At 70.2% G+C, this 26,065-nt stretch carries 24 protein-coding genes; 9 read left to right on the top strand and 15 right to left on the bottom strand.

Translation table 11 applies throughout. From position 1 onward, the window contains the following. Positions 1 to 86: 86 nt before the first annotated feature. The 7 genes from AB0M99_RS31445 to AB0M99_RS31415 all read right to left on the bottom strand — a co-directional run bounded on the left by AB0M99_RS31445 (position 87) and on the right by AB0M99_RS31415 (position 6,434). The gene (locus AB0M99_RS31445) at positions 87 to 878 is read right to left on the bottom strand and encodes a hypothetical protein (RefSeq protein ID WP_365926463.1); all 792 of its coding nucleotides are present in this window, start codon (positions 876 to 878) and stop codon (positions 87 to 89) included. Positions 879 to 912: 34 nt separating this feature from the next. Further along, positions 913 to 1,503 (bottom strand): hypothetical protein, encoded by a 591-nt coding sequence (locus AB0M99_RS31440; RefSeq protein WP_365926461.1) that lies wholly within the window; start codon positions 1,501 to 1,503, stop codon positions 913 to 915. A gap of 37 nt (positions 1,504 to 1,540) precedes the next feature. Further along, positions 1,541 to 2,122, bottom strand: a complete 582-nt coding sequence (locus AB0M99_RS31435; protein ID WP_365926459.1) for a hypothetical protein — start codon at positions 2,120 to 2,122, stop codon at positions 1,541 to 1,543. Between the two features lie 11 nt (positions 2,123 to 2,133). Beyond that, positions 2,134 to 3,360, bottom strand: coding sequence for a mucin-2 (locus AB0M99_RS31430; protein ID WP_365926457.1), 1,227 nt, complete (start codon positions 3,358 to 3,360; stop codon positions 2,134 to 2,136). 95 nt (positions 3,361 to 3,455) lie between these two features. Beyond that, positions 3,456 to 3,797, bottom strand: coding sequence for a hypothetical protein (locus AB0M99_RS31425; protein WP_365926455.1), 342 nt, complete (start codon positions 3,795 to 3,797; stop codon positions 3,456 to 3,458). Further along, a complete protein-coding gene (locus AB0M99_RS31420; RefSeq protein ID WP_365926453.1) occupies positions 3,794 to 4,192 on the bottom strand; it encodes a hypothetical protein in 399 nt (132 codons plus the stop codon). Before AB0M99_RS31420 ends, AB0M99_RS31425 begins: the two co-directional genes overlap by 4 nt. Before the next feature lie 49 nt (positions 4,193 to 4,241). Continuing rightward, positions 4,242 to 6,434 (bottom strand): alpha/beta hydrolase, encoded by a 2,193-nt coding sequence (locus AB0M99_RS31415; RefSeq protein WP_365926451.1) that lies wholly within the window; start codon positions 6,432 to 6,434, stop codon positions 4,242 to 4,244. A 77-nt stretch (positions 6,435 to 6,511) separates the two neighbouring features. Here AB0M99_RS31415 and AB0M99_RS31410 point away from each other — a divergent pair, with 77 nt between their 5' ends. Continuing rightward, entirely contained in the window at positions 6,512 to 6,763 is a 252-nt protein-coding gene (locus AB0M99_RS31410) for a hypothetical protein (RefSeq protein WP_365926449.1), read from the top strand. A 69-nt stretch (positions 6,764 to 6,832) separates the two neighbouring features. Here AB0M99_RS31410 and AB0M99_RS31405 read toward each other — a convergent pair whose 3' ends face one another. After that, a complete protein-coding gene (locus AB0M99_RS31405) occupies positions 6,833 to 7,336 on the bottom strand; it encodes a hypothetical protein (protein ID WP_365926447.1) in 504 nt (167 codons plus the stop codon). Between the two features lie 365 nt (positions 7,337 to 7,701). On the opposite strand from AB0M99_RS31405, the gene AB0M99_RS31400 reads away from it, so the two are divergent. Then, positions 7,702 to 7,962: a WXG100 family type VII secretion target gene (locus AB0M99_RS31400; protein ID WP_365926445.1), complete on the top strand. Its 261-nt coding sequence runs from the start codon at positions 7,702 to 7,704 to the stop codon at positions 7,960 to 7,962. A gap of 75 nt (positions 7,963 to 8,037) precedes the next feature. Here the strand turns inward: AB0M99_RS31400 and AB0M99_RS31395 are convergent, their stop codons facing one another. Beyond that, positions 8,038 to 8,301, bottom strand: coding sequence for a hypothetical protein (locus AB0M99_RS31395; protein ID WP_365926443.1), 264 nt, complete (start codon positions 8,299 to 8,301; stop codon positions 8,038 to 8,040). Positions 8,302 to 8,428: 127 nt separating this feature from the next. Between AB0M99_RS31395 and AB0M99_RS31390 the strand changes: the two genes are divergently transcribed. The 5 genes from AB0M99_RS31390 (at position 8,429) to AB0M99_RS31370 (ending at position 12,905) form a co-directional block, all read left to right on the top strand. Beyond that, positions 8,429 to 9,094 carry a hypothetical protein gene (locus AB0M99_RS31390; RefSeq protein WP_365926441.1) on the top strand — a complete coding sequence of 222 codons (666 nt, stop codon included), beginning with the start codon at positions 8,429 to 8,431 and terminating at the stop codon, positions 9,092 to 9,094. Continuing rightward, positions 9,082 to 10,113 (top strand): hypothetical protein, encoded by a 1,032-nt coding sequence (locus AB0M99_RS31385; protein ID WP_365926439.1) that lies wholly within the window; start codon positions 9,082 to 9,084, stop codon positions 10,111 to 10,113. The genes AB0M99_RS31390 and AB0M99_RS31385 overlap by 13 nt, the downstream gene beginning before the upstream one ends. A gap of 54 nt (positions 10,114 to 10,167) precedes the next feature. Continuing rightward, positions 10,168 to 10,692, top strand: a complete 525-nt coding sequence (locus tag AB0M99_RS31380) for a hypothetical protein (protein WP_365926437.1) — start codon at positions 10,168 to 10,170, stop codon at positions 10,690 to 10,692. A 79-nt stretch (positions 10,693 to 10,771) separates the two neighbouring features. Then, entirely contained in the window at positions 10,772 to 11,443 is a 672-nt protein-coding gene (locus tag AB0M99_RS31375; protein WP_365926436.1) for a hypothetical protein, read from the top strand. A gap of 55 nt (positions 11,444 to 11,498) precedes the next feature. Next, positions 11,499 to 12,905 (top strand): PE-PGRS family protein, encoded by a 1,407-nt coding sequence (locus AB0M99_RS31370; protein WP_365926434.1) that lies wholly within the window; start codon positions 11,499 to 11,501, stop codon positions 12,903 to 12,905. 39 nt (positions 12,906 to 12,944) lie between these two features. Here the strand turns inward: AB0M99_RS31370 and AB0M99_RS31365 are convergent, their stop codons facing one another. The 4 genes from AB0M99_RS31365 to AB0M99_RS31350 all read right to left on the bottom strand — a co-directional run bounded on the left by AB0M99_RS31365 (position 12,945) and on the right by AB0M99_RS31350 (position 20,464). Further along, positions 12,945 to 13,790: a hypothetical protein gene (locus AB0M99_RS31365; RefSeq protein WP_365926432.1), complete on the bottom strand. Its 846-nt coding sequence runs from the start codon at positions 13,788 to 13,790 to the stop codon at positions 12,945 to 12,947. A 110-nt stretch (positions 13,791 to 13,900) separates the two neighbouring features. Beyond that, a complete protein-coding gene (locus tag AB0M99_RS31360; RefSeq protein WP_365926430.1) occupies positions 13,901 to 18,352 on the bottom strand; it encodes an FtsK/SpoIIIE domain-containing protein in 4,452 nt (1,483 codons plus the stop codon). A 171-nt stretch (positions 18,353 to 18,523) separates the two neighbouring features. Then, a complete protein-coding gene (locus tag AB0M99_RS31355; protein WP_365926428.1) occupies positions 18,524 to 19,351 on the bottom strand; it encodes an MBL fold metallo-hydrolase in 828 nt (275 codons plus the stop codon). A gap of 249 nt (positions 19,352 to 19,600) precedes the next feature. Then, positions 19,601 to 20,464 (bottom strand): menaquinone biosynthesis protein, encoded by an 864-nt coding sequence (locus AB0M99_RS31350; RefSeq protein ID WP_365926426.1) that lies wholly within the window; start codon positions 20,462 to 20,464, stop codon positions 19,601 to 19,603. 237 nt (positions 20,465 to 20,701) lie between these two features. Here AB0M99_RS31350 and AB0M99_RS31345 point away from each other — a divergent pair, with 237 nt between their 5' ends. After that, positions 20,702 to 20,905 (top strand): cold-shock protein, encoded by a 204-nt coding sequence (locus AB0M99_RS31345; RefSeq protein ID WP_030012116.1) that lies wholly within the window; start codon positions 20,702 to 20,704, stop codon positions 20,903 to 20,905. A gap of 196 nt (positions 20,906 to 21,101) precedes the next feature. On the opposite strand, the gene AB0M99_RS31340 is transcribed toward AB0M99_RS31345, so the two are convergent. Continuing rightward, a complete protein-coding gene (locus AB0M99_RS31340; protein ID WP_365926423.1) occupies positions 21,102 to 22,841 on the bottom strand; it encodes a hypothetical protein in 1,740 nt (579 codons plus the stop codon). Positions 22,842 to 23,102: 261 nt separating this feature from the next. On the opposite strand from AB0M99_RS31340, the gene AB0M99_RS31335 reads away from it, so the two are divergent. Next, the gene (locus tag AB0M99_RS31335; protein WP_365926421.1) at positions 23,103 to 23,906 is read left to right on the top strand and encodes a thioredoxin domain-containing protein; all 804 of its coding nucleotides are present in this window, start codon (positions 23,103 to 23,105) and stop codon (positions 23,904 to 23,906) included. 242 nt (positions 23,907 to 24,148) lie between these two features. On the opposite strand, the gene AB0M99_RS31330 is transcribed toward AB0M99_RS31335, so the two are convergent. Continuing rightward, positions 24,149 to 25,942 carry an AMP-dependent synthetase/ligase gene (locus AB0M99_RS31330; RefSeq protein WP_365926419.1) on the bottom strand — a complete coding sequence of 598 codons (1,794 nt, stop codon included), beginning with the start codon at positions 25,940 to 25,942 and terminating at the stop codon, positions 24,149 to 24,151. Between the last annotated feature and the right edge of the window lie 123 nt (positions 25,943 to 26,065).

The following is a 26,065-nucleotide window of genomic DNA, read 5'->3' as shown; positions in this document are numbered from 1 at the left end:
ACCCCACCCCCCCCCTCCGCGCCCCCCCGGGGCGCCCTGCGGCCGGCCCCCCGCCCCGCCCCGCGCCCCCCCCCCCCCACTTCTGCTCAGCCGAGCTCCGAGCCCTCCGGCAGGAGGCCGGCGATGGCCTGCCACAGCTCCTTGGCGTTGGTCCGACGGACCCGCAGCGGGCTCTCCAGGGTGACCTCACCCTCGCGCACGGGCTCGGCGGGCAGCTCGCGGACCCAGTAGCCCTCCATGCCGCAATCCCAGACCGCCAGACCCGTGAAGGTCGGCTCGGGGTTCTCCACGTGGGCGTTCTTCCACACCACGGTCATCCGCCACATGCAGTTGAGCTGCGCGAGCACCTCGACGAGGCGCGCCGGGGCGCCGGTCTCCCGCGCGAACTCCGCAATGTCCACGACGCCCTGAACGGCCTCCATGCGCACCATCAGTGCGTCGAGCTCACCAGTGGTCGAGGTGATGACCTCGCTGAGGTCGGCGCCGTCCAGGATGTCCTCGTGCAGGTCGACGCTCCGGGCGAGGGCCGGTCCGAGCAGGGGGGCATCGACGGGGAGGTATTCGGACTCGGCTTCGCCGGGCCAGCCCTCGTGGACGAAGACGAATTCGTCACCCAGCACGGCCCCGCTCTCCAAAATGCCCTGGGGACCTGTGATCTCCGTACGGACAATGACCCGTGGTTTCATCAGGGTGGAGACGAGCGGGAAGAGCTCGGCCGCGATGGCCCCGTCGTCCACGACGATTCCGGCCGTCCGGAGTTCGGCTAGCGCCACTTCCAGCTCGGCGGGTACCTCGTTTTCCTCCACCAGGAGACCCAGCACGCTGATGTGGGAGTCGGCGAGGCGAAGACGTCGGCGAGCCGCATCGATCGAAGGCATTTCACGTTCCTTTGGGAAAGAGCAGTCAGGAAGATCAGAAATCAGGGAGGTCCGCCCGGTTCATGAATCGACCGGGAAAGGAATACAGAGCACCGCCGAAGGTGAGATTCCTGGTGTAGAGGCTCTGCAGGACGACCGCCAGCGCGATGTCGACGTTGTCGACGTCTCCCCGCGCGACACCGGTAACCGTCCGGGGGTGCCTCCACTGGGAGCGGGTCGTGCTAACGCCGGCCCCGTCGCGCAGCAACGCGTGCTGACGCTTGCCTCCACTCACCTGGTAGCGGTAGTCCCGCCCGCAGACATTGATGCGAAGCGCGCGCCCTCGCCTCGTCAGGGCCAGGCGGCGACGCTTGAAGACCGCCGGCCATTCGTTGACGGTCAGTTCCAGCATGTGCATTTCCACGTGATTACGGAATCCTCCCCCAGCGAGGACGACCGATGGGAATCGCTCCCCCCAGGCGGAGGTGAGCAGAAGGTTGTTCTGCCTGTCGATCCGCTTGATCGGAAACTGCAACTCGATGGGGCCGAACCCGGGCACGTCGCCGGACCATGCGTGAGTGACGGTCCGCTCGATGTACCCCTCTACGGGGCCACGGTAGGCGAGCTGAAATGCGATGTTGTGCATGCGGTCCCGTCGGCCGAATGGATCAAATGGGCAGAGGTCATATCACGTCGAACCTGCTGAGGAATCGCCCCGGCCAGGAGTACAGGGCCCCCGAGAACGACAGGTTGCGCGTGTAGACACCTTCGAGCACGACGGCCAAGGCGACATCGAGTCCGTCGACCTGGCCCTGGGCGGTACCGGAAATGGTTCCGGGCAGCCTCCAGTCCGAACGGGACATGGTGACCGTCGCGCCCGCCCGGCTGAGTTCGTGCTGCCGTTTGCTGCCGAGCACCCGGTAGCGGTAGTCCCGCCCGTCAATCCTGATGCGCAGGGAGCGCCCCCGCTTCGTCAGCGCCAGATGTCGACGGGAGAGTCTGGCCGGGCGGCCGTCGACACTCAACTCCATGTTGCCCATACGCGGGTACACGCGGAACGGAACCCCGCTGAACAGGACGTATGGAAGGCCGGCCCCCGAAACCGCCGTATGCCCGGAGTTCCCCGATCTGTCCTGGTTCACCGGAAAGGCCAGCGACACAGGCCCGAGCCCCGACACCGAACCGGACCACGAGTGGGTGAGCACGGCAGGGTGGTGCGTGTTGTTGTAGTCCACGTACGCGAGCTCGATGCGCATGGCGTTCACTCGGGCACCCCTCAGTCGAATGGGTTGTATTTGCTCACCAGGTTCTTGGCGCCATCGGCCAGTTTGCCCGCCCCCTTCGAGATCGCCTCACCCGCCCTACCCGCCGCATCGGCGACCTTTCCACCGAACTCAGCTATTTTTTCCCGGTTGTCCCAGATCGAGAGCCCTGCGTAGACCAAGCCGGTAACCGCCACGGCACCGATCGTGATCGGCGAGGGGGCGATCATCGCGGCCGTCATCGAGGCATTGAACAGCGTGCCCGAAACGTCCTTCGCGTAGCCGACCTTGTCCTTCTGGAAGGCCTCGACCGGGTTGCCCTTCTGGTACAGCTCGAAGATCCCCACACCTGTGGCGGCGGCACTTCCCGCGATTCCCGCACCGCGCCAGAATCCCGCGGTCTTGAGGGAGGCGCCGGTACCGGCAGCGAAGCGCGCAAAGGCACCGCCTCCAGTCGCCGCCGACATACGCGACGCGCCGGCCCCCACCTTGAGGAGGTTGGCCTCCCAGGCCCACCGGGCGCCACCCAGCGCCGCGTACCGGTTGGAACCCGCAAGGGCGTCGAGGAGCGGAGCGGGGAACATGGCGCCGATCTGCGCCCCTCGGGCCTTGACGGCGCTGCCCAGCCAGCTCGGGGCCTGGCCGCGCAGAATCTGGGCAAGCATGGTGCCCGGCGCCTTGAGCGGGTGGGCCTCCAGACCGGGCTTGTAGAACTTGTAGAGGCTGTAGGCGGCGCCACCGCCCTTTTTGATCGCGTTGGGGACTTCATTGGCCATGACCATCAGGTCGAGGTAGTCGGCGACCACCTCTCCCATCTTCTCGTCGCCCGTGATCCTGGTTACGGACTCGCTCTGGATCCGCGCCCGCCAGTCGCTGTACGTCTCGTTCTTCTGGCGCTTGACCCAGTCGAACTTCCCGTCGCTACTGGTCGCGGCGGCGCCTGCCAGCAGTACGAGGTCGGGGTTGAGCGCCAGCAGCGCCGCGTCCTCGGCCGAGAAGCCGGCCCACAGGAAGCCTCCCGTCGGGTCCCCGTTCTCGGCCTTCAGGATGCCGGCCCGCTTGCGCAGGTCCGGTGCGGTTTCCGTGTTCCAGCTCTGGATCGGCCGCAGTGGCGCGAGCTTCGCCGTGACGCCGAGAGACGAAGCGCGCGTGAACGCTTCGGCGATCTTGTCCTGCGATCCGCCTTTGCCGTCGAGCAGCTTCGCGAGCTGTTCGAGGTCCTGCGGATTGGCCTTCCTCATCAGCTACTCCCCCGTGCGAACATCCGTGCAGTCCTACAAACTGCGCAGCATAGTCGCGGGGTTGAGATTTTCAGACATAGGGGCTCCGCTTCGCGTCACCGTGAGGGAGCCACGCTCCCCGTGAACGTCAGCCCACGGCTGGAGGCGTACAGCCGGCCCCTGCCCACGCCATCCTTGGCGATCCGGGCGGACCGGTCGTCGCTGTCGGTCGCCTCGGGGGCCACCCGCCAGCCGCGTTCCTCCAGGTACTGCGTGCTCGCCCGCAGCAGTGCGCCGTTGGACGCCGTCTCCTGCGGATCCCACCCCGCGATGCGGGCCGAGTCGCCGTCGAACTCGTCGTCCGGGTACACGGCGCCCGGCGCCGCCGCCTTGATCGCGGCGCGGATCTCGGTGGACAGCGTCCGCTCCGGGCCGGTCACGTCCTGCGGGCCGCTCACGCGTCGCCCTCCAGCACACCGGCGAAGGAGATCGCGGGCGGCTGCACGGCGAAGGACCCGCTGCCGAGGCCGGGCAGGACGGCGTACAGCGCGGGGCCGGAGGCTGCGGGGGCCGGGGCGCCCTCGGGCTCCTGGATCGTCCAGCCCGCCTTGCCCAGCACCTCGACCAGAGCGGCCGTCAGTTCCTGCACCGACCGGGTCTCGGACTCGTCGAAGGCGGTGACCGAGACGGCCTCCGGCCCCACGGGCGAGGGCAGGTCCACCAGCGTGGCGTCGCCGAGCACGCGCTTGAGGACCGCCCCGGCCTCCTTCACCAGCCGGCTGCGATCCCTCTTGGCCTGTCCGCTGTCCTGTCCGCTGCCCTGCCCGCCGGCCTGTCCGCTGTCCTGTGCCATGCCCTGTCCCACCAGTCCTTCCCGAATCCCTGCACACCCCGCCGCGAGCCTATCCACCGAAGAACTTGACGACGCCCTTCCCGATGTCGATGCCCTTGTCGAGCGCCTTGCCGCCGGTCTCGGCCGCGGACCGGGCGATGTCGCCGCCCTTGTCCACGACGGTGTTCTTCACGTCGTTCAGGCCCCCGGCGATGTCCGGCACCTTGGCGAAGATCTTGTCCTTCGCGTCGTCCCCGATCTTCCAGATGTCCGCGGCGTTCTGGCCCGCGTTCCAGGGCCGGATGACGGTGTCGCCGAGCTCCAGGACCACCTTCCCGCCGTCCTTGAAGAGCCCCTCCGACAGTTCCTTGGTGTCGTTGTAGATCTGGGCGCCCTCCCTGCCCAGCTCCGTACCCAGCTCCCTGACGTGCCCGCCGATCTCGGCGGTCCCCCGGTCGATGATCTCGCCGAACTGCTTCGCGTCGTTCGCGATCCGGTCGACCTCCAGGAGCTTGACCACCGGCCAGGTGACCGCCCCGAGCAGCTTCTCCGAGGCGAGCTCCGCCGCCTTGCCCGCCGCAGCGGCGACGAAGTCCGGCGCGCCCTTGTCCTTCACCGCCTTGTACGTCTGCTTGTACGCGACGTTGCCCGCGAGGTCGTTGATCTTGCCGAACATCTCGTCCGGCGGGACCCGGTCCAGCATGTTGTATTTGCCCAGGACCGAGTGGACCTCCAGCAGGAGGTCCTTCACGCCCGTCCGCCCCGCGAAGTGGGCCTGAACGGCAGCGTCGAGGTCGCCGCCCATCTTCACCACGATCTCCGGCGGGACCTTCGAGTGCAGGAAGCCGACCATCTCGCGGGCCTCGGCCGCACCGATCTGCTCGTCGTCGAGCGAGGTGTGCGTGAAGGTCAGGGGCTTGGCGTCGCCGCCGTAGAAGATCCGGCGCATGTTGGCCAGGGACCCGGTGCTCGGGTCGTAGTACTGCGAGTGGCCGCTGGCGCCATCGGTGCCAAGACGGGTGATGTCCTTGAAGTCCGCCGGGTCCTTGCCGTGCCCCTGCGTGTACGAGACCCAGTCCCCGGGCGCCCGCATCGCGAAGAACTTGGTGTTCGGCATCTTGAAGTCGGCGACGGAGTTGATGTTGGGGCCGAGGCCGGGGCTTCCCATGAACGTGACGTTGTCGACGTTGGTGAGGCCCGCTTGCAGCGCCTTGCTCGTGACCAGCGTCCCGTAGCTGTGCGCGAAGATGTCCAGCCCGGCGTTCGGCTTCAGGTTGACGGATATGCCCTGGCGGAAGGCGTTCAGCGCCGCCCCGCCCGCGAAGGCCTTGGCCGGGTCCACGGAGTCGCCGAGCTCCGGGGTGTCGTAGCCGAGCCAGCTGACGACCGCGGAATCCGGCCGCTCATTTCCATTCGGGTCGGCGGCGAGTTGGTAGCCGCCGTTGGTGAAACCGTTGAAGTTGTCGAGCCGGTTGGTGATGCCGGGTACCCGGAATGCCACGTTGTCCGCGTTCTCCAGGTCGCCCACGACCTCGGCGATCCGGCCGTCCGGGAATGGCGAGGATTTGGCATCGGCGGTGGAGCCGAAATGGGGGTCGAAGACGAGGAACTGCCGCGAGACCTCGATTTTCATGTCCTGACCCGTCTTCGGGTCCTCGTAGGACTTGATCCGCGGATTCAGGAAGCTCCGCAGGGTGTCGACGCGCTCCTGTGTGCGCTTGTACGCGCCGTCGGTCGGCTTGAGCGTCGCCAGGTACGCGGCTTCCTTCGTGTACTCCGTCTGGATCGTGATCCGGTTCGCCGCGTACCGGACGTTGACGGGGACACCGTCCAGATTGCCCACCAGGAGCGGGTCCGTGGCGGCGAGCGCCGCCTGCTGCGCGGGGGAGAGCGTGGCGAAGTAGTCCTTGACCGCCTGGGCGCGCTGCTGCGGAGTGCCGTTCTTCTGGGCTTCGAGAATGGCCTTCAGCTCGGTCTGGAACTTCTTTCCCGCATCCGGGTCACCGGCCACACCGGGCGGCAGTCCGAACGCGGCGAGCGAGTCGAAGGGCGATTCGGAAGGGGACCTCAGAATGTTCGCGCGGCGCCGAAGATCCTTCGCCGTGTCTCCGAGCCAGCTCGCTATCGCGGGCAACCCGGAGACGTGGTCGCCGGCGTCCAGTGCGGACGCCCTGCTCTTCAACTGGGGAATCGCTCCGGCTTTACTGTCCAGCGATTTCGCCAGTCGGTCGAGCATCTCGGGATCCGCAAAGACCATGGCCATAACGGCGTATCGTAGTACCGCCAACTGTTCGATGACCAGCCGGACGATCAACAGAGCACGGATACGGGGGATTTGCCATGGCGGCGACCGATGCGGCCGATTTGCGGAGACTGGCCGACGACCTCAGGGCCCTGCTCAACGAGCCCATCGAGATCGCGGCGGACCGGGGCGCCAAGCGGGACGAGCAGTGGCAGGGCCCCACGGCGGAACACGTCCGCGGGGAGCTCGCCATCCGCAAGACCCGGCTGGGAACGATGGCGGGAGAGCTCGACAAAGAGGCCGCGAACCGGAAGGACAAGGACAAGCCCACCGGGAACCAGCCCAACTGAGCCGCACCCGCGCCTGCGACCACGGCCGCGACTACGGCTGTCGCGCGCCCGCCCGCTCGCCCCGCGCCGTCACTTCTTCTGCCAGTTCGGGTTCCGGAGGCAGTCCGTCACGATGTTGGCGTAGAGCTTCGGGATGGCCTCGCCCGACGTCGTCTTGAACTGGTATGCCGAGATCATGACGGTTCCGGCCCCGGCCTTCTTCACGTACTTGAGCACTCCGCCGGGGTGACCGTCCAGGGTGGAGTCGCTGCGCTGCTCCAGCTGCCACCCTTCCTGACTCGTGAGCCGGCTCACGACACCGCTCGTCAGCTCCTCCGGCGACCGCTGGTCCGTCGCCGGTCCGATCAGCGAGACGATGTGTGACGAGACGAGCTTGCTGCCGTCCTTGCCGTCGAGCAGGTCCGGACCTCCGCACTCCGAGTTGCCGTTCGAGCGCTCCTGCGGCTCGATCCCGGGCATCGCGGGCCTCATCGCCTCCAGGACGGCCGGATGCATGGCATCCATCGCCTCCTGGTACGTCCGCCCGCCCTCGTCGCCCTTCTTCGGAGATCCCGACCCGGAACCGGGCGACATCGAGCAACTGGAGACCGCCGCCACCACGAGAACGGCGCACGAGATCTTCCGAATGGTCCCGGTACGCAACTGTTCGTCACCGCCCTGTTTCCGTCGGCCACCCACACCCGGTGCAAGGCGGTGCGGGGCCGCCACTGTGGTCCCTGCCGGCTCAGCATAGTCACGGACGCCCGTTCGGAAGAGCGGCCGCCCGCCGCCGCCGGGGCGCCCGGCCCCACCCCGCGCTCCCCCGTCAATCCCCTGATTTGACCTCAGATCGGCCTCAAGAATCGAACAGGACTCTCTGGAACGGCAGAAGGTGCGATAGCGTCCCCAGGTGCAGACGCACCATCAGTGACACCAGAGCGATAACGGGGAGGGCCGCCATGGATCGTGGCGCAGATATCAAGCAGCTCAGGGACCTGGCCAAGCTGTTTCACAACAAGGCCGGGGATCTGCAGACGCTGATCAACAACCTGAACTCTTCGACCTCCGGCAGCACCGGCTACTGGAAGGGTCCGAAGTCGGACCAGTTCCGCCAGGAGTGGGAGACCGCTCGCGGAACCTTCACGAAGTGGGTCGACACCCTCAACGACGCCAGCAAGTCGGCGTCCACCAGCGCCGACAACATCGAGCGCGCCACCTGATCCGTCCCACGGATCGGAAGACTCACGAACGGCGGGGCGTCCACCTCTACAAGGTGGGCGCCCCGCCGTCGTGGTTCACGTCTTGGGCTGCTTCTGCAGCTCCTTGGCCGCATCCGAGCTCTGCTGGGCCTCCTCGCGGAGCGACCTCGCGACATTGCCGCACGTCGTGTGCCAGGTGTTGAGCTTGCCCCGTACGTCGGTGGCGTTCGGACCCTCCCAGGTCTTCATCTGCCCCGTACTGAAGTTGCGCGGCTGATCCATCATCTTCTCGATGTGGTCGGCGAGCGACCTCAGAGCTCCGGCCCGCTGGTTGAGTTCTTGAATGTCCGGGTTACCCATGGCAGCTCCCCCGCTGTCTCGACAACGGAGCCAGCATATCGACGCGGTGGGCACGGCGGCCGTCCACCTCGTGCCATGATCTGATGAGATCCTTACCTAGCTGATGCAAACGTTACGGAAGTTGACCATGATCGCGCGAAACCGGGCCGGTCTCACCGCCCTCGCCGCCCTAGTCGCCTCGCTCTCCCTGACGGTGACGGCCTGCGGCGGCGGTTCGAAGCCCCCGGCCGAAAAGATCGCGGGCGTGGACAACGCCCCCTCCGCCTCCGCTTCGCCCTCGCCGAACCCCTCGGCCGGCGACGGCGCCGGGCGCCCGAAGGTGACGCTGCCGGCGGACGTGAAGAACGTCTTCGAGGGCACCCCGACCGGCGACCCGAAGAAGGACGAGGTCCTGGCCGACGACCAGCGGCGGATCGACGCCGTCAGCGAAGCCATCCTGAAGGGCGATCCGAACGCCCCGGCACTTCGTGTCTACGAGAAGGACGAGGTTCTCCTGGGCACGGCCAAGTGGGTCCAGAGCTTCGTGGACGCCGGGATGAGCTTCACGGGCACGACGCGGTACTTCGACCGCCGTGTGAACCTCGTCGACGACAAGACCGCCACGCTGGTCTACTGCGCCGACGAGACCAAGGCCGTCAACACGGACCGCAAGACGGGACAGACCCACGCGGTCCAGTCGAAGGGCAAGGAGCACTACGTCCTCTACAACTACCGTCTGGTCAAGGACGCCGGCGGTGTCTGGCAGAGCGTGAAGGGCTTCTCGGAACGGGGTGCCGCCTCGTGCGTCCGGTAGCAAAGCGCAGGAAGGCGGCAGCCACCGTCGCAGTGGCCACGGCGCTCTTCCTGGCAGCCGTCCCGTCGGCCTCCCATGCAGCCGGACCCGGCGGGTCCAAGGGCGGTAGCGCCAGCGGCGGGCAGGACGGCCAGAACATCACCGCCACCACCAAGATCCAGGTCAGCACCCCGGGCAGTCCCGGCTCCGCCAGAACCGGCACGCTCAGCGCCGACGACGGCAACTGGACGCCCCCCGCCTGCTGGTACGAGCCCGCCTTCTCCCCCAAGGAGATCGAGGCCCGGGTCAAGGCCATCGACGGCCTCCCCCTGGTCGGCGACATGTTCGCCGGAATCCTCAACGCGTACTACAAGGACGGCACGCCCTACAAGGACTACAACCTGGACAAGCAGGGCCAGGGCATGTTCTGGGCGTCCGTGGTGAACCCCAAGCGCAAGGACGACCCCGCCGCCACTTCCTGCGACAAGCTGCCGTTCTGGGTCGCAAACGGCGCCACGCCGAGCGAACCGCTCGCCGTCAGCCCCCAGGTCCTCGCCGGGTACGCCTACGACGAACTGCGCCTGCCCGACACCACCATCACCATGAAGCCGGGCGACCGGTCCACGGTGAACCTGCCCACCTGGACCTGGCTCGACAAGTCGACGTTCAAGCCCGTCTCCGTGACGGCGAGCATCCCGAACTCCGGCCTGTCGGCGACCACCACCGCCACGCCGGTGTCGCTCAAGCTCGACGCCGGCACGGCCGACGCCCGGCTCCACCCGGCGAGCGGTGTGTGCGCCATCGCCGCGGACGGCAGCATCGGAGCCCCGTTCAGCCCGGACAAGGCGAACCAGACCCCGCCCTGCGGCGTCACGTACCTGCGCGCCACCACCGGCTCCGGGCCGCACAAGCTGCGGGCGACGGTGACCTGGAAGGTCGAGTGGCGCAGCAGCACCGGACAGGACGGCGCCCTGCCCAACGGAACCTTCGGCACCTCCCAGGACGTCACCGTCCAGGAGATCCAGTCCATCAACCGGTAGTCGCCCGCCGACCGCCGCCCGCCGACCGCCGCGAGACGAACCGAGAGGGACCCCGTGTACGTCGAAAAGCTTCCCAGGACCTGGTCCGCGATATGCATCGGCCTCTACCTGGCCGGCGTAGCGGCCATGGGAGTCGACTCGATCCCCGAGGACACGGGGCCCTGGCTCGCCGTCTCCGCCATCTTCCTGGTGGTCCTGCTGCCCTGCCTCGGCGTGCCGATCTCGAAGCGGATCTACAACCGCATCCGCATCGACCCCGCGCAGGGCACCCTGCGCGTCGGCCGCGAGCGCTTCCCCCTCGCCTCCATCCACCCGGGCTCCGTCCAGGTGGCCCTCCAGCAGGCGGTGCCGGGGATGGCCATGCGCTACGCGACGTCGGCGTCGGCCATCGACGGCATCCCCGGCCTGCGGGAGACGGAGTGGAACGCACCGCGCCTGGTCGGCGGCGGCTGGGCCGTCCCCATGGGCATGGACTCGGTGATCCTCACCACCCGCGAGGGCAAGGCCCTCACCATCGCCACGCACGACCGTACGGCCTTCCTGACCGCCCTGGCCCGCGCCACCGGCGTCGCCTACTGACCCGGCGGGGGCCGTGACCGGCCCCAAGCGTGACCGGCATAATCGAATGGTCCGTTCTGTAACCCCGGGAGTCGGTGTGGTGTTCGGTAGGAAAGAGCCCGTCGAGGAAGCCCCTGTCCTCCCCGTCGCCTGGGAACGCGTACGGGACTTCGTCGTCGGCAACACCGAACGGCCCGTGACGACCAAGCGCAAGAAGGCGTCCTTCGGACCGCTTGCCGTGCGCGTGCCCAAGAACGGTAAGGACTACCGGGTCTTCGCCCCCTGCGCCTACGTCGGCCACGTGGAGGAGGACTACGCCCTGTATGCCGACGCCGACAGCACGGTCCTGCTCTGCCTCATCGACCGGGGCGGCCGGGAGGTCGACGGCGAGCGCCACCACGACGTCCACGACGGGCAGGGCGGGCTCATCGGCACGCTGCGGCGCGTGCCGCCCAGCAGCCGGCCGTTCAAGCACACCTGGCGCATCGACCAGCCCGGCCACACCACGGTCGTGGGGCGCAACGAGTGGGCGAGCGGGGACGCGAAGGCCTTCACGTACCGCATGGTCGACAAGGGCTTCACCGAGGCCCTCAACTCGATCACCAGCCTGGGGGCGGAGGGCGGCGACACCCGGACCAAGCCGCGCACCCTGGAGTGGCGGGCCGACGACAAGGTCGTGATGGTCTCGGAGAGCAGCAACAAGGTCACGGTCAAGGCGGACTGGATCGACCGCCGCCTGGCATTCGCGTTCGCCCTCATCGGGGACCGCTGAGGGAAGGCCGCAGCGCACGGGGCGAACACCGAGGGAATTACGGGGGGATACAGGAATGAGATCGGTCAATCCGGACGACCTCGACCAGCTGGCCAAGCTCCTCGACGGCCGCGGCGGGGTACAGGACAAGGTCGACGAAGCGTTCACACGGGCGTCCCGGCTGGCGGTGAGCAGCAAGCTCGGTTCGCTGCGGCCGCTGCGGTCCTGGGTCCACGACACCGCCCCGGATCTGCGAAGGCGGGGCACCATTGCCCGGCTGGAGGACGGCGACCCGGAGGCGGGACTGCGCTGGGCCGGTTTCTCCCCCGAGGATCTGAAGAACTACCAGGGCGAATCGATGACCCCTGAGATGCTGCTGCTGGCCAACTCGGTGGCGGCGAGCGAGGATCCGGCGGCGTACGAGTTCAAGCGCAAGCCAGACGAATCCCTGAACGACTGGATCGCGCGGCTCGAAGGCCACGCCCTGTCGAAGCTGCCGGGGTTGAAGGAGCACGAGGAGACGCTCGTCAACCTCGTCAAGATCTTCGGTGACTGGACGGCCATCACGGCCGCCACCGCCGTGGTCACCGTCAGCGGCAGCTCGCTGACGAAGGTCGTGGTCGGGAACACCTTCCAGACGGGCGCCGCCCGCGCCTGGAAGATCCGGGTCGGCACGGTGCTGCGCAGCAGCGGCAACGAGCTGCTCCGCAAGGGCGGCAACAAGATGATCAACTGGGCGCCGAAGATCCGCTCCGTCAGCGCGCCGGGCAGCTGGCTGCCGGGTCAACTCGGCAACGCCTTCAATTCGAGCGCCATCTACACGGAGGCCAGCGGGGTCCCGGGCACGGCCGGCGTCCGCGGTGACCTCTTCGGCAGGGCCTGGGACACCTTCCGGGCGACCCCCGTGATGCAGAGCCTCAAGGCCAACGGAGTCATCGAGTTCATCGTCGGCTCGGACGAGATGGCGAAGGTCTACGGCGGGTTGACCCACGCCGGCACACCCGTGGCCAGGGCGGGTCAGGCCAACCTGCTGACGGTGTTCAAGAACGCCCGCGGCCTCCAGCAGGGCGTGAACGCCGTCGAGGGCGTGGAGTCCGCCTCGGCCTTCCGTGCCGGCATGGGTGCGGCCGCCAAGACGGGCGGCTTCCTGCGCGGGGCCGGCGTCGTCGGCGGCGTCGCCTCGACGGGCCTCAGCATCGCGAACGTCGCCTCCCAGGGCTGGCCGGACGAGGCCTTCAAGAAGAAGGGCGCCGGCTACATCGCGGACATCGCGGAGGTCGGCTTCAACGCCTCCCTGACGGCGGCGATGGTGGCCCCCACCCCGATCACCATCGGCGCGGCGGTCGTCACCGGCGCCATCTACGGCGGCCTGAAGATCTACGAGCACCGCAAGGCCATCGGGGAGGGCCTGAGCAAGGCGAAGGACTGGGTCGGGGACAAGGCCAAGTCCGCCGCAAAGAAACTCAACCCGTTCAACTGGTGAGGCGGGTGGCCGCCGCAGCCCGCAGGCGGCCCCCGCCGCTCAGATCCCCGCTGCCTCGTCCACCAGTTCCTCCTGGTCCGGCAGCAGGTCCGTGAGCTTGTCCCAGATGTCGCCCGGAGGGGTCCAGGCCACCACCAGCGGGCTCGCCGGCGTCACCTGGCCCGGCATGATCGGCTCTTCGGGCTGCTCACGGACCCAGTAGCCCAGCGGGCCGCAGTCCCAGGTGGCCAGGGCGCGGACCATGGCCGTGCGCTCGCCCTCGTACGTGCCGTCCCAGGCCGTCGTGACCCGCCAGGTGGCGTTCAGCGCGAGGACGAGCTCCAGGAACTGGTCCAGGGCGCCGCCGGTCAGGTCCGGGTCCGCCTCCGTGGCCGCCCGGCGGGTCAGCTCGCGTGCGGCCGCCTCGTCGCCCGCCGCCTCCTCGATCGCCACGAACACCGCGTCCAGCGTGGCCATCGTGGTCTCGATCCGGGCGGTCTCCGGCGCCTTCTGGTCCGCTGCACCGCGGTGCAGGTTGATCTTGCGGGCCAGCTCCCACACGAGGGTGGTGGGCTCGATGGAGACGTACTCGGACTCCTCCTCACCCGGCCAGCCGTCGTGCGAGATGACCGCGTCGGCGCCCACGAGGATGCCGTGGTTGACCGCGCCGTGCTCGCCGGTGACCTCGACCTGGACCATGAGCGCCGGCGCCGCCAGCGTGCCGAGGAGGTCCCGCAGCATCGGAGCCAGCTCGCCCTCCTTGCCGACCAGGCCGACCCGCTGGAGCTCCACGAGGGAGTCCCACAGCTCGTCGGGCGGAGTCTCACCGTCCACCAGGTGGGCGAAGACCCCTATGTGCCGGTCGGCCAGCCGGAAGCGGGCACGGGAACTGTCGTACGAAGGCATCTGGCGGCTCGCTTCCGGAAGTCGATGACAGGACCAGCATACGAACCGACCGCGGCCGGAGGGCGTCGGCCCGGGCGCCCGCCCCGGGAGGTGGGCGCCCGGGCCGTCGGTCAGTCCCGCATGACGCCCTGGACCGGTACGAACGAGCCGCCCGACGCCAGCAGACCGCTGCCCGCCGCGCCGCCGCCGGTGTTCGACGGGAGGCGCAGGCCGAACAGTTCGCCGTCCTGCGAGCTCTGCGGGGTCAGCAGCAGACCGTTGCGCGACTTGCGCGCCGCCGTCACGAAGCCCCGGTACTGCGAGTTCAGCGCGTCCGTCGTGCCGGCCGTCAGCAGACCCAGCCCGCCGTCCGCCCCCTTGCGCAGCAGGGCCTCCAGCGGCTCGTCCAGCCGGGTGTCGTAGAGCAGTTCGGCGTCGTCGGCGACCACCACGTACGGGCGCCCCTCGGCCGACTCCACCAGCTCGGACAGGTCCTCCTCGCGGCTCTCCGCGTTCAGCACGCCCAGCACGCCCGGGCGCCCCTCCAGATCCCGCAGCGGCGAGCGCCGCGGGGTGATGAGCACCAGCGGGGTACCCGACGCCAGCAGCGACTCCGCCGCGCACACCAGGGCCGTGGAGCGGCCGGACTTCGGGGGACCGGCGATCACGAAGCCGGGGCCGGACTCCTCCAGGTCGATGCCGAGGGGAGTCAGCTCGTCCCCGCCCACCGCGAGCAGCGCCCACAGCGGCGACGGCGCGGTGAACTCCGGGTCCAGGTCCAGCGCCTGCCGGGCCGTGATCCGCGCGGGCAGCGCGTCGACCCGCATCGGGCGCCGGCGCACCGGGACGCGGCCGTACCGGGCCTGCACGGCCTCGGTGATCTCCCGCAGCATCCGCACCTGGGCCTGGCCCGACGGGTCCGGGTCGAGCAGGGCGATCTGCGTCTCGTCGATGCCGGTGTCGGTGATGCGCAGCGCACGCCCCGGACCCATGTTCTTCGGGACCTCGCGGGGGTGGATGCCGGCCACGGAGTAGTCGTTGGGGTCGGCGAAGCGCAGGATCAGCCGGTCCACGAACGCGGAGGCCACCATGCCGCTCAGGCCGCTCCGGTCGGCCGTCATGACCACCTTGAGGCCCACCGCCGAACCCTCGCGGAAGATCCGCTGGACCATCTCGATCAGCTGGCCGTAGTTGTAGCTCTCGAAGGACGAGACGAAGCCCTCCCAGCTGTCCAGCAGCAGGACCATCCACGGAAGACGGTCCTCCGGAGCGGCCGCCGCCCGCTGTTCGGCGGCGCTCGACGCCCCTTCCATGGCGAGCAGTTGCTGACGCCGGCTGATCTCCGTCAGCAGCCGGTCGATGAGCCGCCGCACCCGGTCCGGCTCGTCACGGTTGACCACCGCGCCGACGTGCGGCAGCCGTACGAGGGGCAGCAGCGCGTTCGACCCGCAGTCGATCCCGTACACGTGGACGTCGCCCGGGTCGGTGGCCCGCGCCAGCGCACCGGCCAGCGTGCGCAGGGCCGTGGAGCGGCCCGAACGCGCGCCGCCGGCCAGCATCGTGTGCTCGCCGCTCACGAAGTCGAGCCCGAACGCCGCCCGCGCCTGCTGCGCCGGAAGGTCGGTGAGGGCGTAGCCGATCGGCGGTACGTCCCCGTGCGCGGGCGCGGCGGACGGCTGGGGCAGGTCCTCCAGCGTCACGTGCTCGGGCAGCGGGTCCAGCCACGGGCTGCGCGGCGCCGGGAAGCCCATCGCATCCGAGCCCGACCGGACGGCGTCGACGAGGACGGCGAGGTCGGTGACCATCGTGCCGTCGTCGCTCGCGTCGGCCGCCCTCGGCAGCGGACGGCTGTACGAGTCCCAGGTGAGCGGGACCAGGTTCGCCTTCGGGCCGCTGTTCCCGGTCGCCGGGCGCCGGCCACCGATACGGGCGGACTGCACGCCCACCAGGGACTGCGCGCCGGAGCGGACGAAGGCGCGTCCCGGGGTCGACTTGGCGATGGCGCCGGAGTCGGGGGCGTCGATGACGTCCTGGGACTCGGTGCCGTCGGTGACGCGCAGCGCGATGCGGAGGTTGGTGTTGGCCCGGATGTCCGCGCTGACCACACCGGCCGGGCGCTGCGTCGCGAGGATCAGGTGCACGCCCAGCGAACGGCCTCGGCGCGCGATGTCGACGAGACCGGCGATGAAGTCGGGGAGCTCGGCGACCAGCGAGGCGAACTCGTCGATGACCAGCACCAGCCGGGGCATCGGCTCCAGTTCGGGGCGCAGCTTCCTGGTGTCGTTGTAGTCCTCGATGTCCTTCGTGCCCGCGTTGAACAGGATCGTCTCGCGGTGGTGGAGTTCGGCGGCGAGCGAGGCCAGGGCCCGCTCGGTCAGGTGGGCGTCGAGGTCGCTGACCATGCCGACGGTGTGCGGGAGGCGGGCGCAGTCCATGAAGGCACTGCCGCCCTTGTAGTCGATGAGGACGAAGTTGAGGGCGTCCGGCCGGTTGGCCACGGCCAGCGACGCGATGATCGTCTGGAGCAGCTCGGACTTGCCCGCGCCGGTCGTACCGGCGATGAGGGCGTGCGGCCCGTCCCGCCGGATGTCCAGGGTGAACGTTCCGTCGGCCGCGATGCCGATGGGTGCCGAGGTCGTCGAACCGCCGGCCCGCCAGATCCTCTCGATGTCGTTGCCCGTCGGATCGGGCATGCCGAGTAGGTTCAGCAGCCGGGCCGCCGTCGGAAGGGCGCCTCCCGCGTCGTCACGGCTGACGTCGCGCACCGGCGCCAGGGAGCGGGCGAGCAGCTCGCACCACTCGGGCCCGACCTGGTCGGCCAGCACCTCGCCGACGGCCTCCAGTCCGCTGCCGCGCAGCCGCACCCGGGTCGGCGACTCGTACGTCCACGCGACGACCGCCGCGCACTCCTCGGGGAGCACCCGCTCGTCCTCGTCCAGGCAGAGCGCGAAGATCCCGTACTCCGGTCCCTCCTGGAGCAGTTGCGGCACTCCGGGGACCCGGCGCAGGAGCCGCGCCCCGTCGAGCACCAGCAGTACGAACGGGTCCGGGACCATGCCACCGCTCATCGAGCTGTGGTCCTCGCGGGCGGCCTTGCGCCGGGCCAGCTCGTTCAGCAGCTCGTTCACGCGGCGGGTGATGGCCTCGGAGTCGGATCCGACCAGGGCGACGCAGTCCTGCCCCAGCTGGGGCGAGGTGTGCGGGAGCCAGTGGGCCCAGGCCCAGTCGGCGCCGGACTCGCGTACGGAGGACAGCACGACCAGCGACAGATCGCGCGGGCTGTGCAGCACCGCGGCCTGTACGGCCAGCCAGCGCACGCTGGCGAGGGCGCGGGTGCGGTCGCCCGCGACGCCGACGACGCGCAGTTCGGCGAGCGGAAGCGTGACCGGTACGTCGGCCAGCAGCGGCAGCGCCGGCTTGTCCTCGTCGTACCCGCCGCGGGCCATGGCCAGGTCGACCGCGGCCGGGAGGGCCCCGACGCCGATCCGCAGCTGGAGGGCGTCCACGTCGGTGATCCGGCGCTCCCACAGGCGGCGGCGGGGTCCGGTCGCGAACAGCAGCACCTCGGCGGGGTCGGGACTGTCGGCCCGCCGGTGGGCCTGGTCCTGCTTGCCGAGCCGGTCCAGCTCCGCCTCGTAGGCGGCGACGTCCTTCTTGTACTGCTTGAGCGAGGTCTTGTTCTTCTTCTTGCCCTCGCGGTTCTCGCTGATCCACTGCCCGAGCATCATGATCGGGGTCATCGCGCAGAAGAGCAGCATGTAGATCTGCTTGGTGACGGCGAACATGACCAGGCCGAAGATCATCGGGGTGAAGGCCGCGATCATCTGGAAGCGGGCCTTCTCCGACTTGGACGGCAGTACGGGCACGACCACCCGGGGCCGCGGCCGCAGCGGCGACAGCCGGGGCGGACGGTTGTAGGCGAGCCCGCCCTCGCCCGTCGCGGACAGGTGCGCGTCCGGCTCGCTGACGGCGTCGAGCACGAGCAGCGAGTCCCCGGCCCGTACGAAGGCCCCCGGCGGCCAGGCCTGGGTGCCCTCGGCCTCTTCCCCGTCCAGCAGGATCCCCGCGCCCTCCTGGGCCTGGAGGGTCGCGTTGCCCTTGACGTCGATCGTCACGCGCGCGGCGAGCGGGGCCAGCGCCCCGTCCGCCACCGGCACCGTGCAGGTGGGGGCGGAGCCGATGGTGGCCGTGCCCACGCCGAGGCGGACCACCCGGCCGGCCGCCGGGCCGGCGGCGATCCGCAGCTCGTAGCGGCCGGCGGGCTCGCCCCGGCGCAGCAGCGGCCCGATCGCGTCGTCCACGGAGACCCGCATGCCGTCGCGCAGGATCCCCGCGGCCGGGGTCCCCGGCTCGAAGCGCCGCCCGTCGGCCCACAGGGTCGGCCCGGCGGGCGCCTGCCGCGCATGACCGCCGTGCAGCGGCACCACCACCTCGCGCACCCCGGCGCCCGGAGCGAACCGGGCGCCACCGAAGGCCGAGGCCAGCGTCTGCGCCACATCGCCGGCCGTCGCCGACTCGTCCGCATCGACCACGACGTCCTGCGGGGGTATTCCCCCCTCTACGACCGTCACCCGGACTCGCATGCCCCGTCCCCTCACCGTCAGCGCGTGCTGCGCCGCCCACCCACTCGGTTCTCGCTGATCAACCGAGGCTAGTGCCTGCACGGAGCGGCGGGAACCGCCGCCCGGCGCCGGGTCGTCCCGGCGCCGCCGGGCGCGTCCGGGGCGTGATCCGCCGCGCACCCCGTGTGACGGTCAGCGGCCGGCGGCAGCCGCTCCGGCGGGCTCGAAGCCGGCGAGCATCTGCTCCAGTGCCTGCTGGTCCGGGCCGACGAACGGTTCGAGTCCCGGGGCGAGGCCCACCGTGTCGAGCATCCGGGCGATGAGCCCGAGCCCGGAGGCCGGCGGCAGGTGCGTGGAGAAGACGTACTCGGGATCCATCTCCTTGATCGGCCGGACGGTCGCCAGGAACTTCTCCCGGTCGACGATGCACGCCCAGGGGCTGTCCACCGACGCCCAGAACAGCTGCCCGGCACGCAGTTCCTCGGGGCCGACCGCGCCGGCCTCCCCGTCGGCCGCGAGTTCCGCGTCCGGCAGCGGTGAGCCGAAGCAGTCGGAGCTGAAACAGGCCCGCGCGCGGTCGTCGTAGAAGCCCACGGTCGCGGGGTTGTCGAAGAGCGGCGGCCGGAAGGCGGTCAGCGAGCGGTCTCCCACGTCCAGGGCCTGGCCCGGGTTGAGCAGGTGGACGCGGTCCATCGGCAGCGGCCGCTCCGTGGACATCTCGCCCGCGCCGAGGAAGGTGGTCACCACGCGGGCCTGCGGGGCGGCCTCCAGCAGGGCGAAGATCCCGCCGGTGTGGTCGCGGTCGGGGTGGGTCAGCCAGATCCACCGCACGTCGGCGGGGTCGATGGCCTCGGCCAGCGTCCTGAGGAAGTCCCGGTCGGGCAGGCCCAGCCCGGTGTCGACGACGACTGGCTCACGGGCGTACAGGACGAACGCGTTGACCGGGATGAAGCCGACGCCGGGCACTTCGAGCGCGTCGCCCAGGACGCTGACGTCCCGGCTGACTCTGCGAGTGGGCATGGCGGACTCCCAAGGCCCCCTGGGTGGGCACGCTCGCGGCCGCCGGGACTGCCGTCCCTCGCTCCATCGTGGCCCCGCCCGGGCCCCGCCGCACGCGCGCACGGGAATGCCGGTATTCCCCCGCGGACGGCCCCGGAATGCGAAAGGGAACGAATTCCCGGTAACCGGAACATTCCGATTTCCGGGATGCGGAAATCGATCAGGGAACGGGGCGGGAGTGACCGCGGGGACGCCTGGGCATAAGCCGCGTTAATGGCTCGGGCGGGGTGCCTTCAGGAGCTCCACGGAGACGTCCGCCGGGTATCCCGTCGTAGGACCGGTACGTCGCGCGAATTCCCGTACGCCGGCCAGCTGATCGGGACCGAAGCGGAAGTCGAGCGTGGTGAAGTACCGCTCCAGCAGTTCGGCGTCGAAGGCCTCCCAGCGGGCCGCCTGCTCGGCGACCTTGGCGACCTCCTCCAGGGACACGTCACGGGAGGCGAGGAAGGCCTCGTGGACCTTCTCCACGACCTGCGGCTCACGGGCCAGGTAGTCCTTGCGGGTCGCCCAGACGGCGAAGACGAAGGGCAGCCCGGTCCACTGCTTCCACATGTGCCCGAGGTCGTGCACGGCGAGGCCGAGCCGGGGCGCGTCGTGCAGCGAGGCCCGCAGCGCGGCGTCGCCGATCAGCACCGCCGCATCCGCCTCCTGCATCATCAGCCCCAGGTCAGGGGGGCACGTGTAGTAGTCGGGCCGCACCCCGTACTGCTCGGCGAGCAGCAGCTGGGCGAGGCGTACGGACGTACGGGAGGTCGAGCCGAGGGCCACCCGGGCCCCGTCGAGCTGCTCCAGCGGGACCTGGGAGACGATCACGCAGGACATGACGGGGCCGTCGCAGCCGACCGCGAGGTCGGGGAAGGCGACGAGCTCGTCCGCGTTGCGGAGGAACTCCACGAGCGTGATGGGGGCGATGTCGAGCTCCCCCGCGACCAGCCGCTCGCTGAGCTTCTCGGGGGTGTCCTTGGTCAGCTCCAGGTCCAGCAGCGTGCCGGTTCTGGCCAGTCCCCAGTAAAGGGGCAGGCAGTTCAGGAACTGAATGTGGCCGACGCGGGGCCGGCTGTGAGAGACGTCCACATCGCGAGACTAGCCCCCGCATCCACGTCAGCCCTCTGCCGGGTCTCAAACGTCCGAGTGACGTGATCTTTCCCTCTGGTCGAGCCCGCTGGGTGCGTGCTAGGCTCGACGCAAGTTGCAGTTTGGTTTCCCTTGCAGTACGAGGCCTGCGGAGCATGTGACCCGCAGGCTTTTGTAGTTTTCAGACTTCTTAGCAGGTTCTGGAGCAGGGCGACCCTTTGGCCCATAGGAGGGCTCATGGCTACCGGAACCGTGAAGTGGTTCAACGCTGAAAAGGGCTTCGGCTTCATCGCCCAGGACGGCGGCGGCCCGGATGTCTTCGTCCACTACTCCGCGATCAACGCCTCTGGCTTCCGCTCCCTGGAGGAGAACCAGACGGTGAACTTCGACGTCACGCAGGGTCCGAAGGGCCCGCAGGCGGAGAACGTCACCCCGGCCTAGTCGCCTGGGCCAACCTAATCGCGGTTGGATAAGCAGTACCCAAGGAGCCCTGTCTCCTCCGTGCGAGCGGAGAGACGGGGCTCCTGCCATTCCCCCTCCCGCCCCCTCCCGGGACTCCCGGGAGGGGGCGGGACGAACGGCGAGGGCCCCCGCACCGTGCAGACGGTGCGGGGGCCCTCGGCCGTTGCCGACAGGACTACTGGGCGGCCTTCGAGGCGCTCGCCGTCGCGCTCGCGCTCGGCGACGGGCTCGCGCTCGGCGACGGGCTCGGCGTCGGGGTCGTCTCCGGCTTGGCCGTGACCTTGAGCTCCACGATCGCGAAGACCTTGTCCGAGATGCTCACGCGGAGCGTGTACGTGCCCGGGGCCACGTCCGTGGTGAACAGCTCCGGCAGGGCGATCCTGCCGTCGTCGCCGGTCGCGGGCAGCTCCAGGGTGGTCAGCTTCTCGCCGTCCTTGCCCTTGAAGAACGGGCCCTTCGCGGTCGCCGGGTCCACCGGGACCCACTCCTCGGCCGCGTTCTTCTCGACCAGGCCCGCGGTGGCCTTCGCCAGCGGGACCGGCTCGCCCTTGGCCGTGGCCAGGAACTGCAGGCCCGTGAAGCTCTTGCCGGTCTCCGCCTCCGGCACCTTCGGACCGTCGTCGGTACGGGCCAGCAGGTCCGCGACCGGGACCGGCTTCGGCGTGACGGAGCCGGTGAGCTTCGTGGTGAGCTGGCGCGAGGCGTCGTACGCCGTGGCCCGCAGGGTGAAGCCGCCCGCCTTGAAGCCCGCCTTCAGCGCGGGGACCGCGGCGACGCCCTGGGCGTCGGTGGTGACCACCGCGAAGTCCTTGCCGTCGGCCGTGAAGACGGTGCCGCCGGTGGTGTCCTCCTCGACGGCGAACACGACGGTCTGGCCGACGGCCGGCTTGCCGTCGCTCAGCAGCGCCCTGGCCTTCGGGGCCTGCGCGAAGGCGGACTCGGCCTCGGCCTTGAGCTCGGCGGCGTCGAACAGCTCCAGCTTGTCCAGGTGCGCGGCCGGGGTCGGCTTCTCCGGCGGTACGGTCGGCGGCGTCACCGGAGGCGTCACGGGCGGGGTGACCGGGGGCGTGACAGGCTGCTTGGAGATCGGCGGCAGCGGGGTCGGCAGGGTGCCCGGCGGCGTCGGGGTCGGGTAGTTGCCCGCGGGCGGGTTCGGCACCTGAGCCGCCCCGGCCTGGTACTGGCGCATGTACCCGAGCACGGTGTTCACGTACTCGCGGGAGTAGTTGTAGCTCAGGACCGCGCGGTCGAGCTGGCTCGCGTCCGAGAGGTTGCGGCCTCCCGCGCAGAGGTAGAGGCCGGCGCCGAGCGCGGCGTCGTAGATGTTGTTCGGGTCGCGCTGCCCGTCCCCGTTCCCGTCCGCCTTCCAGGTGAGCCAGGTGGAGGGGATGAACTGCATCGGGCCGACCGCGCGGTCGTACACCGCGTCCGCGTCCCACTCGCCCTTGTCGGTGTCCCGGATCTCGGCGAACCCGTTGCCGTCCAGGCGCGGTCCGCGGATCGGCTTCTCGGTGTACCCGTCGGCCTTGAGCCCGTAACCGGAAGCGTGAACGGACTCGACCCTGCCTATGCCCGCGAGGAGTTGCCAGGGCAGCTTGCAGCCGGGAAGGGCAGCGGCCACCGAGATCTCGGCTCTGCGGTAGGCGTCGAGGGCGGTCGCGGGTATGCCGCTGGCCGCCCCCTCGGGGGTCGTGGCACCCGGCGGCAGCGGCGGGTCCGCCACCAGGTCGGGCAGTTCCAGCCGGGCGTCACCGCGGTCGGTGGCCTGCGGGCTGTCCGGAGTCGGCTCGGCCTCCCCGGCATCGGCGGTCGGTGTGTTGGTCACGACCGCGGCGGTGGTCAGGCTGGCCGCGAGCGCGGCGGTGCACAGGACCTTGCGCGAGGTGTTGACGAGGTGACGGTGAAGAGGCTTCACAGTGCGGCGATCCCCCCAAGGCTGCCGTCATGCGTACAAACGCAAACTTGAGCGGCCGATCGGGCCGCTCATATTCCCTGTCTATCAGGTATTCGGAAGCGACTCGCCGTCCCCCCGGCAGTTGTGACGCACCATTCGTCTCGACTTCACCCTCCTTCCGGTCCGGGACGGAAGTCCGGAGGGGTTCAGGCCCTAAGTCCCTGCCCGAAACACCCCAATGACCCCCGGTTTCTCCGATTTCACCTCCTTACCCTGGTCGTTATGGCTACGAGCAAGAAGAACGACCAGCGGCGCGAAGCCCGCGAGCGGCTGCGCGCGGAGCGGGAGGCCGAGGTCAGGCGTGCGAAGCTGCGCGGACGCCTGATGGTCGGGGGTGCGCTGGTCGCCGTGCTCGCCATCGCGGTCGGCGCCGGCCTCTACGCGTCGAACCGGTCCTCCGGATCCGACGAGGCGACCGGCAAGCCGTTCGTCCGGCCTGCCAACACCACCGGCAAGGACGGCATCGTCGTCCCGTACGGCAAGGCCGACGCGAAGAACGTACTGACGGTCTGGCTGGACCCGCGCTGCCCGTACTGCGCGGGCGTGGAGACCGGCCTCGGCAAGACCTTCAAGGAACAGGCGGACGCGGGCAAGTACCGCGTCGAGTACCACCTCGCGACGTTCCTCGACGGCTCCCTGGGCGGCAAGGGCTCCAAGCGCGCCGTGAACGCCCTGGGCGCGGCGGTGAACGAGAGCCCGGAGAAGTTCATGGAGTACCTCCAGGTGCTCTACAAGAACCACCCGGCGAAGGAGTCGGACGACAAGTTCGGCTCGACCGCGACCCTGTTGGAACTGGCCGACCAGGTCCCCGGCCTGCGGACGCCCGCCTTCAACCAGGCGGTCAAGGAGCTCACGTACATGCCCTGGGTCGAAAAGGTCGGCAAGGCGTTCTACGACGAGAACATCAACGGCACCCCCAACGTCCTGATCAACGGCACGAAGATCACCCTGAACTCGGGGGTGGGCATCGACTCGATCACCCCGGACGCCTTCGACAAGCTGATCGCGGACAAGCTGAAGAACTGAGGGGGGCGGGGGGTGTGTAGGGGCGTTGACGGGTTTGGGGGGTTCCCGTCAGTCCTGTCTTTCCGTGGCGGGCCGGCCTGTCAAGGGTGGAGCGCAGCGACATCGCGCAGCGACGCGACGAAGGAGCGCCCTTGACAGGGTGGACCGACGCGGAGAGACGCTGGGACTGACGGGAACCCCCCAAACCCGTCAACGCCCCCGCTCAGGAGCAGCACCGCAAAACCCCGCTCCCGCCCCGGCCCTCACACCCCCGACCCGCCACCCCCGTACAACCCCGCGATCTCCCCCGCGTACCGCTTCGCCACCGCCGCGCGGCGGAGTTTCAGCGTCGGGGTCAGGGTGCCCGCCTCGATGGTGAAGTCCTCCCGGAGGATCGCGAAGGCTCGGATGCGGGCCGGGCGCGAGACCGTGGCGTTGGCCGTCGTGACCGCCTCCTCGATGAGGGCTCGGACCGCCGGGTGGGTCGGGGCCTCGGCGGGGGTGAGGGCGAGGCCCTCGCGGGTGGCCCAGGCGGCGATCTCCTCCGCGTCCAGGGTGATCAGGGCCACCGGGTGGGGGCGGTTGTCGCCGATCATGACCGCCCGGGACACGTAGCGGGAGCGCTGGATCGCGAACTCGACCTCGGTGGGGGTGATGTTCTTGCCGGCCGAGGTGATGATCAGCTCCTTCTTGCGCCCGGTGATGGTGAGGTAGCCGTCGGCGTCCAGTTCGCCCAGGTCCCCCGTGCGGAGCCAGCCCTCGGGGTCCAGCGTCTGCGCCGTCGCCTCCTCGTTGCCGTGATAGCCCGGGAAGATCATCGGGCCCCGGGCCAGGATCTCCCCGTCCTGCGCGATGCGGACCTCGCAGCCCGCGATCGGGCGCCCCACCGTGCCGTAGCGGACCCCGGCCGGGTGGTTGAGGCTGATGACGCCGGCCGACTCCGTCATCCCGTACCCCTCGAAGACCGAGATCCCGCACGCCCGCAGGAAGTCGAGCGTCGCCGGGGCGATCGGGGCGCCGCCGGTCAGCGCCCATTTCAGGCGACCTCCGAACGCCGCCCGTACGAGGGAGTACAGCGACTCCTCCGCCGCCTCGTGCGCCTCGCGGTCGGCGGCCGGCAGGCGGCCCTCCGCCGCCAGGACCCCCAGGCGCACCGCCTCCTCGAAGCGTTCCCGGCCGCCCTCCCGGGACTCCGCCAGCGACAGCACCACCGAGTGGAGCTTCTCGAACAGCCTCGGCACCGACGGCAGGTGCGTGGGCCGGGCGACCGCCAGCTCCGCGATGACGTCCTCGATCCGCCCCCCGAAGTAGCAGAGCTCCCCGCCCTCCAGCAGCGTGGTGAACTGGATCAGCTGCGCCAGCAGGTGGGCCAGGGGCAGATAGAGGTACGTGGAGTCCCCCGGCCCTCCCGCTATCAGCGGGAGCGTCGCGTCCTGGATCGCGCCCAGGTTGCCGTGCGTGAGGCGGCACCCCTTGGGCAGGCCCGTCGTGCCGGAGGTGTAGACGATCGAGGCGTCGGCGGAGGCGCTCACCGAGCGGGCCCGGGCGAGGAGTTCGGCCTCGGACGCGAATACCGGGTCCCGGTCCAGGTCCAGGTCCCCGTCCCGACCCCCCAACCCGTCCCGGTCCCCCAACCCGTCCATCCCCACCACCCGCCGCAGCTTCGGCAGTTGCCCCCGCAGCGCCTCCACCCGGGCCGCCTGCGCCGCGTCGTCGCAGACGACCACCGCCGCCTCGGAGTCCGACAGCACCCAGGCCAGTTCCTCGTCCCCCGCCGTCGGGTAGACCGGCACCAGGACCGCGCCCGCCGCCATCACCCCGAAGTGGGTCCAGGTCCACGCCGGGCGGGTCTCCGCCAGCACCGCGACACGCTCCCCCGCGGCGACGCCGAGGCCGAGCAGCGCGCGCCCGACCTCCCGTACCCGGGCGCGCAGTTCCCCGTACGTGAGGGTGCTCCAGCCCTCGCCCTCCCGGAAGCGCAGGGCTGTCTCCCCGCCGTACCGTTCGCCCGTCCACTCCGTGAACACCGCCAGTGTCTGCGGTCGCACAGCGTCCATCGGCTTCGCCTCCCTGGGGTGGTACCGGTCGTAGGAACGGGATCGTCGTCCCCACTGACGCTAGGCACCCCCGTACGGCATCCGGCATGACCGGAAGCGTCACCCCCGCTGACCCCAGCGCTC

This window comes from Streptomyces sp. NPDC051183 (assembly GCF_040682455.1).
Lineage (GTDB): Bacteria > Actinomycetota > Actinomycetes > Streptomycetales > Streptomycetaceae > Streptomyces.
This window is presented reverse-complemented; position numbering and strand designations above follow the sequence as displayed.

Excerpts from the sequence above, each read along its gene's own strand:
- AB0M99_RS31445 (WP_365926463.1), bottom strand. The coding sequence starts at position 878 with ATGCCTTCGATCGATGCGGCTCGCCGACGTCTTCGCCTCGCCGACTCC.
- AB0M99_RS31440 (WP_365926461.1), bottom strand. The coding sequence starts at position 1,503 with ATGCACAACATCGCATTTCAGCTCGCCTACCGTGGCCCCGTAGAGGGG.
- AB0M99_RS31430 (WP_365926457.1), bottom strand. The coding sequence starts at position 3,360 with ATGAGGAAGGCCAATCCGCAGGACCTCGAACAGCTCGCGAAGCTGCTC.
- AB0M99_RS31420 (WP_365926453.1), bottom strand. The coding sequence starts at position 4,192 with ATGGCACAGGACAGCGGACAGGCCGGCGGGCAGGGCAGCGGACAGGAC.
- AB0M99_RS31415 (WP_365926451.1), bottom strand. The coding sequence starts at position 6,434 with ATGGCCATGGTCTTTGCGGATCCCGAGATGCTCGACCGACTGGCGAAA.
- AB0M99_RS31410 (WP_365926449.1), top strand. The coding sequence starts at position 6,512 with ATGGCGGCGACCGATGCGGCCGATTTGCGGAGACTGGCCGACGACCTC.
- AB0M99_RS31405 (WP_365926447.1), bottom strand. The coding sequence starts at position 7,336 with ATGTCGCCCGGTTCCGGGTCGGGATCTCCGAAGAAGGGCGACGAGGGC.
- AB0M99_RS31400 (WP_365926445.1), top strand. The coding sequence starts at position 7,702 with ATGGATCGTGGCGCAGATATCAAGCAGCTCAGGGACCTGGCCAAGCTG.
- AB0M99_RS31395 (WP_365926443.1), bottom strand. The coding sequence starts at position 8,301 with ATGGGTAACCCGGACATTCAAGAACTCAACCAGCGGGCCGGAGCTCTG.
- AB0M99_RS31390 (WP_365926441.1), top strand. The coding sequence starts at position 8,429 with ATGATCGCGCGAAACCGGGCCGGTCTCACCGCCCTCGCCGCCCTAGTC.
- AB0M99_RS31370 (WP_365926434.1), top strand. The coding sequence starts at position 11,499 with ATGAGATCGGTCAATCCGGACGACCTCGACCAGCTGGCCAAGCTCCTC.
- AB0M99_RS31365 (WP_365926432.1), bottom strand. The coding sequence starts at position 13,790 with ATGCCTTCGTACGACAGTTCCCGTGCCCGCTTCCGGCTGGCCGACCGG.
- AB0M99_RS31360 (WP_365926430.1), bottom strand. The coding sequence starts at position 18,352 with ATGCGAGTCCGGGTGACGGTCGTAGAGGGGGGAATACCCCCGCAGGAC.
- AB0M99_RS31355 (WP_365926428.1), bottom strand. The coding sequence starts at position 19,351 with ATGCCCACTCGCAGAGTCAGCCGGGACGTCAGCGTCCTGGGCGACGCG.
- AB0M99_RS31345 (WP_030012116.1), top strand. The coding sequence starts at position 20,702 with ATGGCTACCGGAACCGTGAAGTGGTTCAACGCTGAAAAGGGCTTCGGC.
- AB0M99_RS31335 (WP_365926421.1), top strand. The coding sequence starts at position 23,103 with ATGGCTACGAGCAAGAAGAACGACCAGCGGCGCGAAGCCCGCGAGCGG.
- AB0M99_RS31330 (WP_365926419.1), bottom strand. The coding sequence starts at position 25,942 with ATGGACGCTGTGCGACCGCAGACACTGGCGGTGTTCACGGAGTGGACG.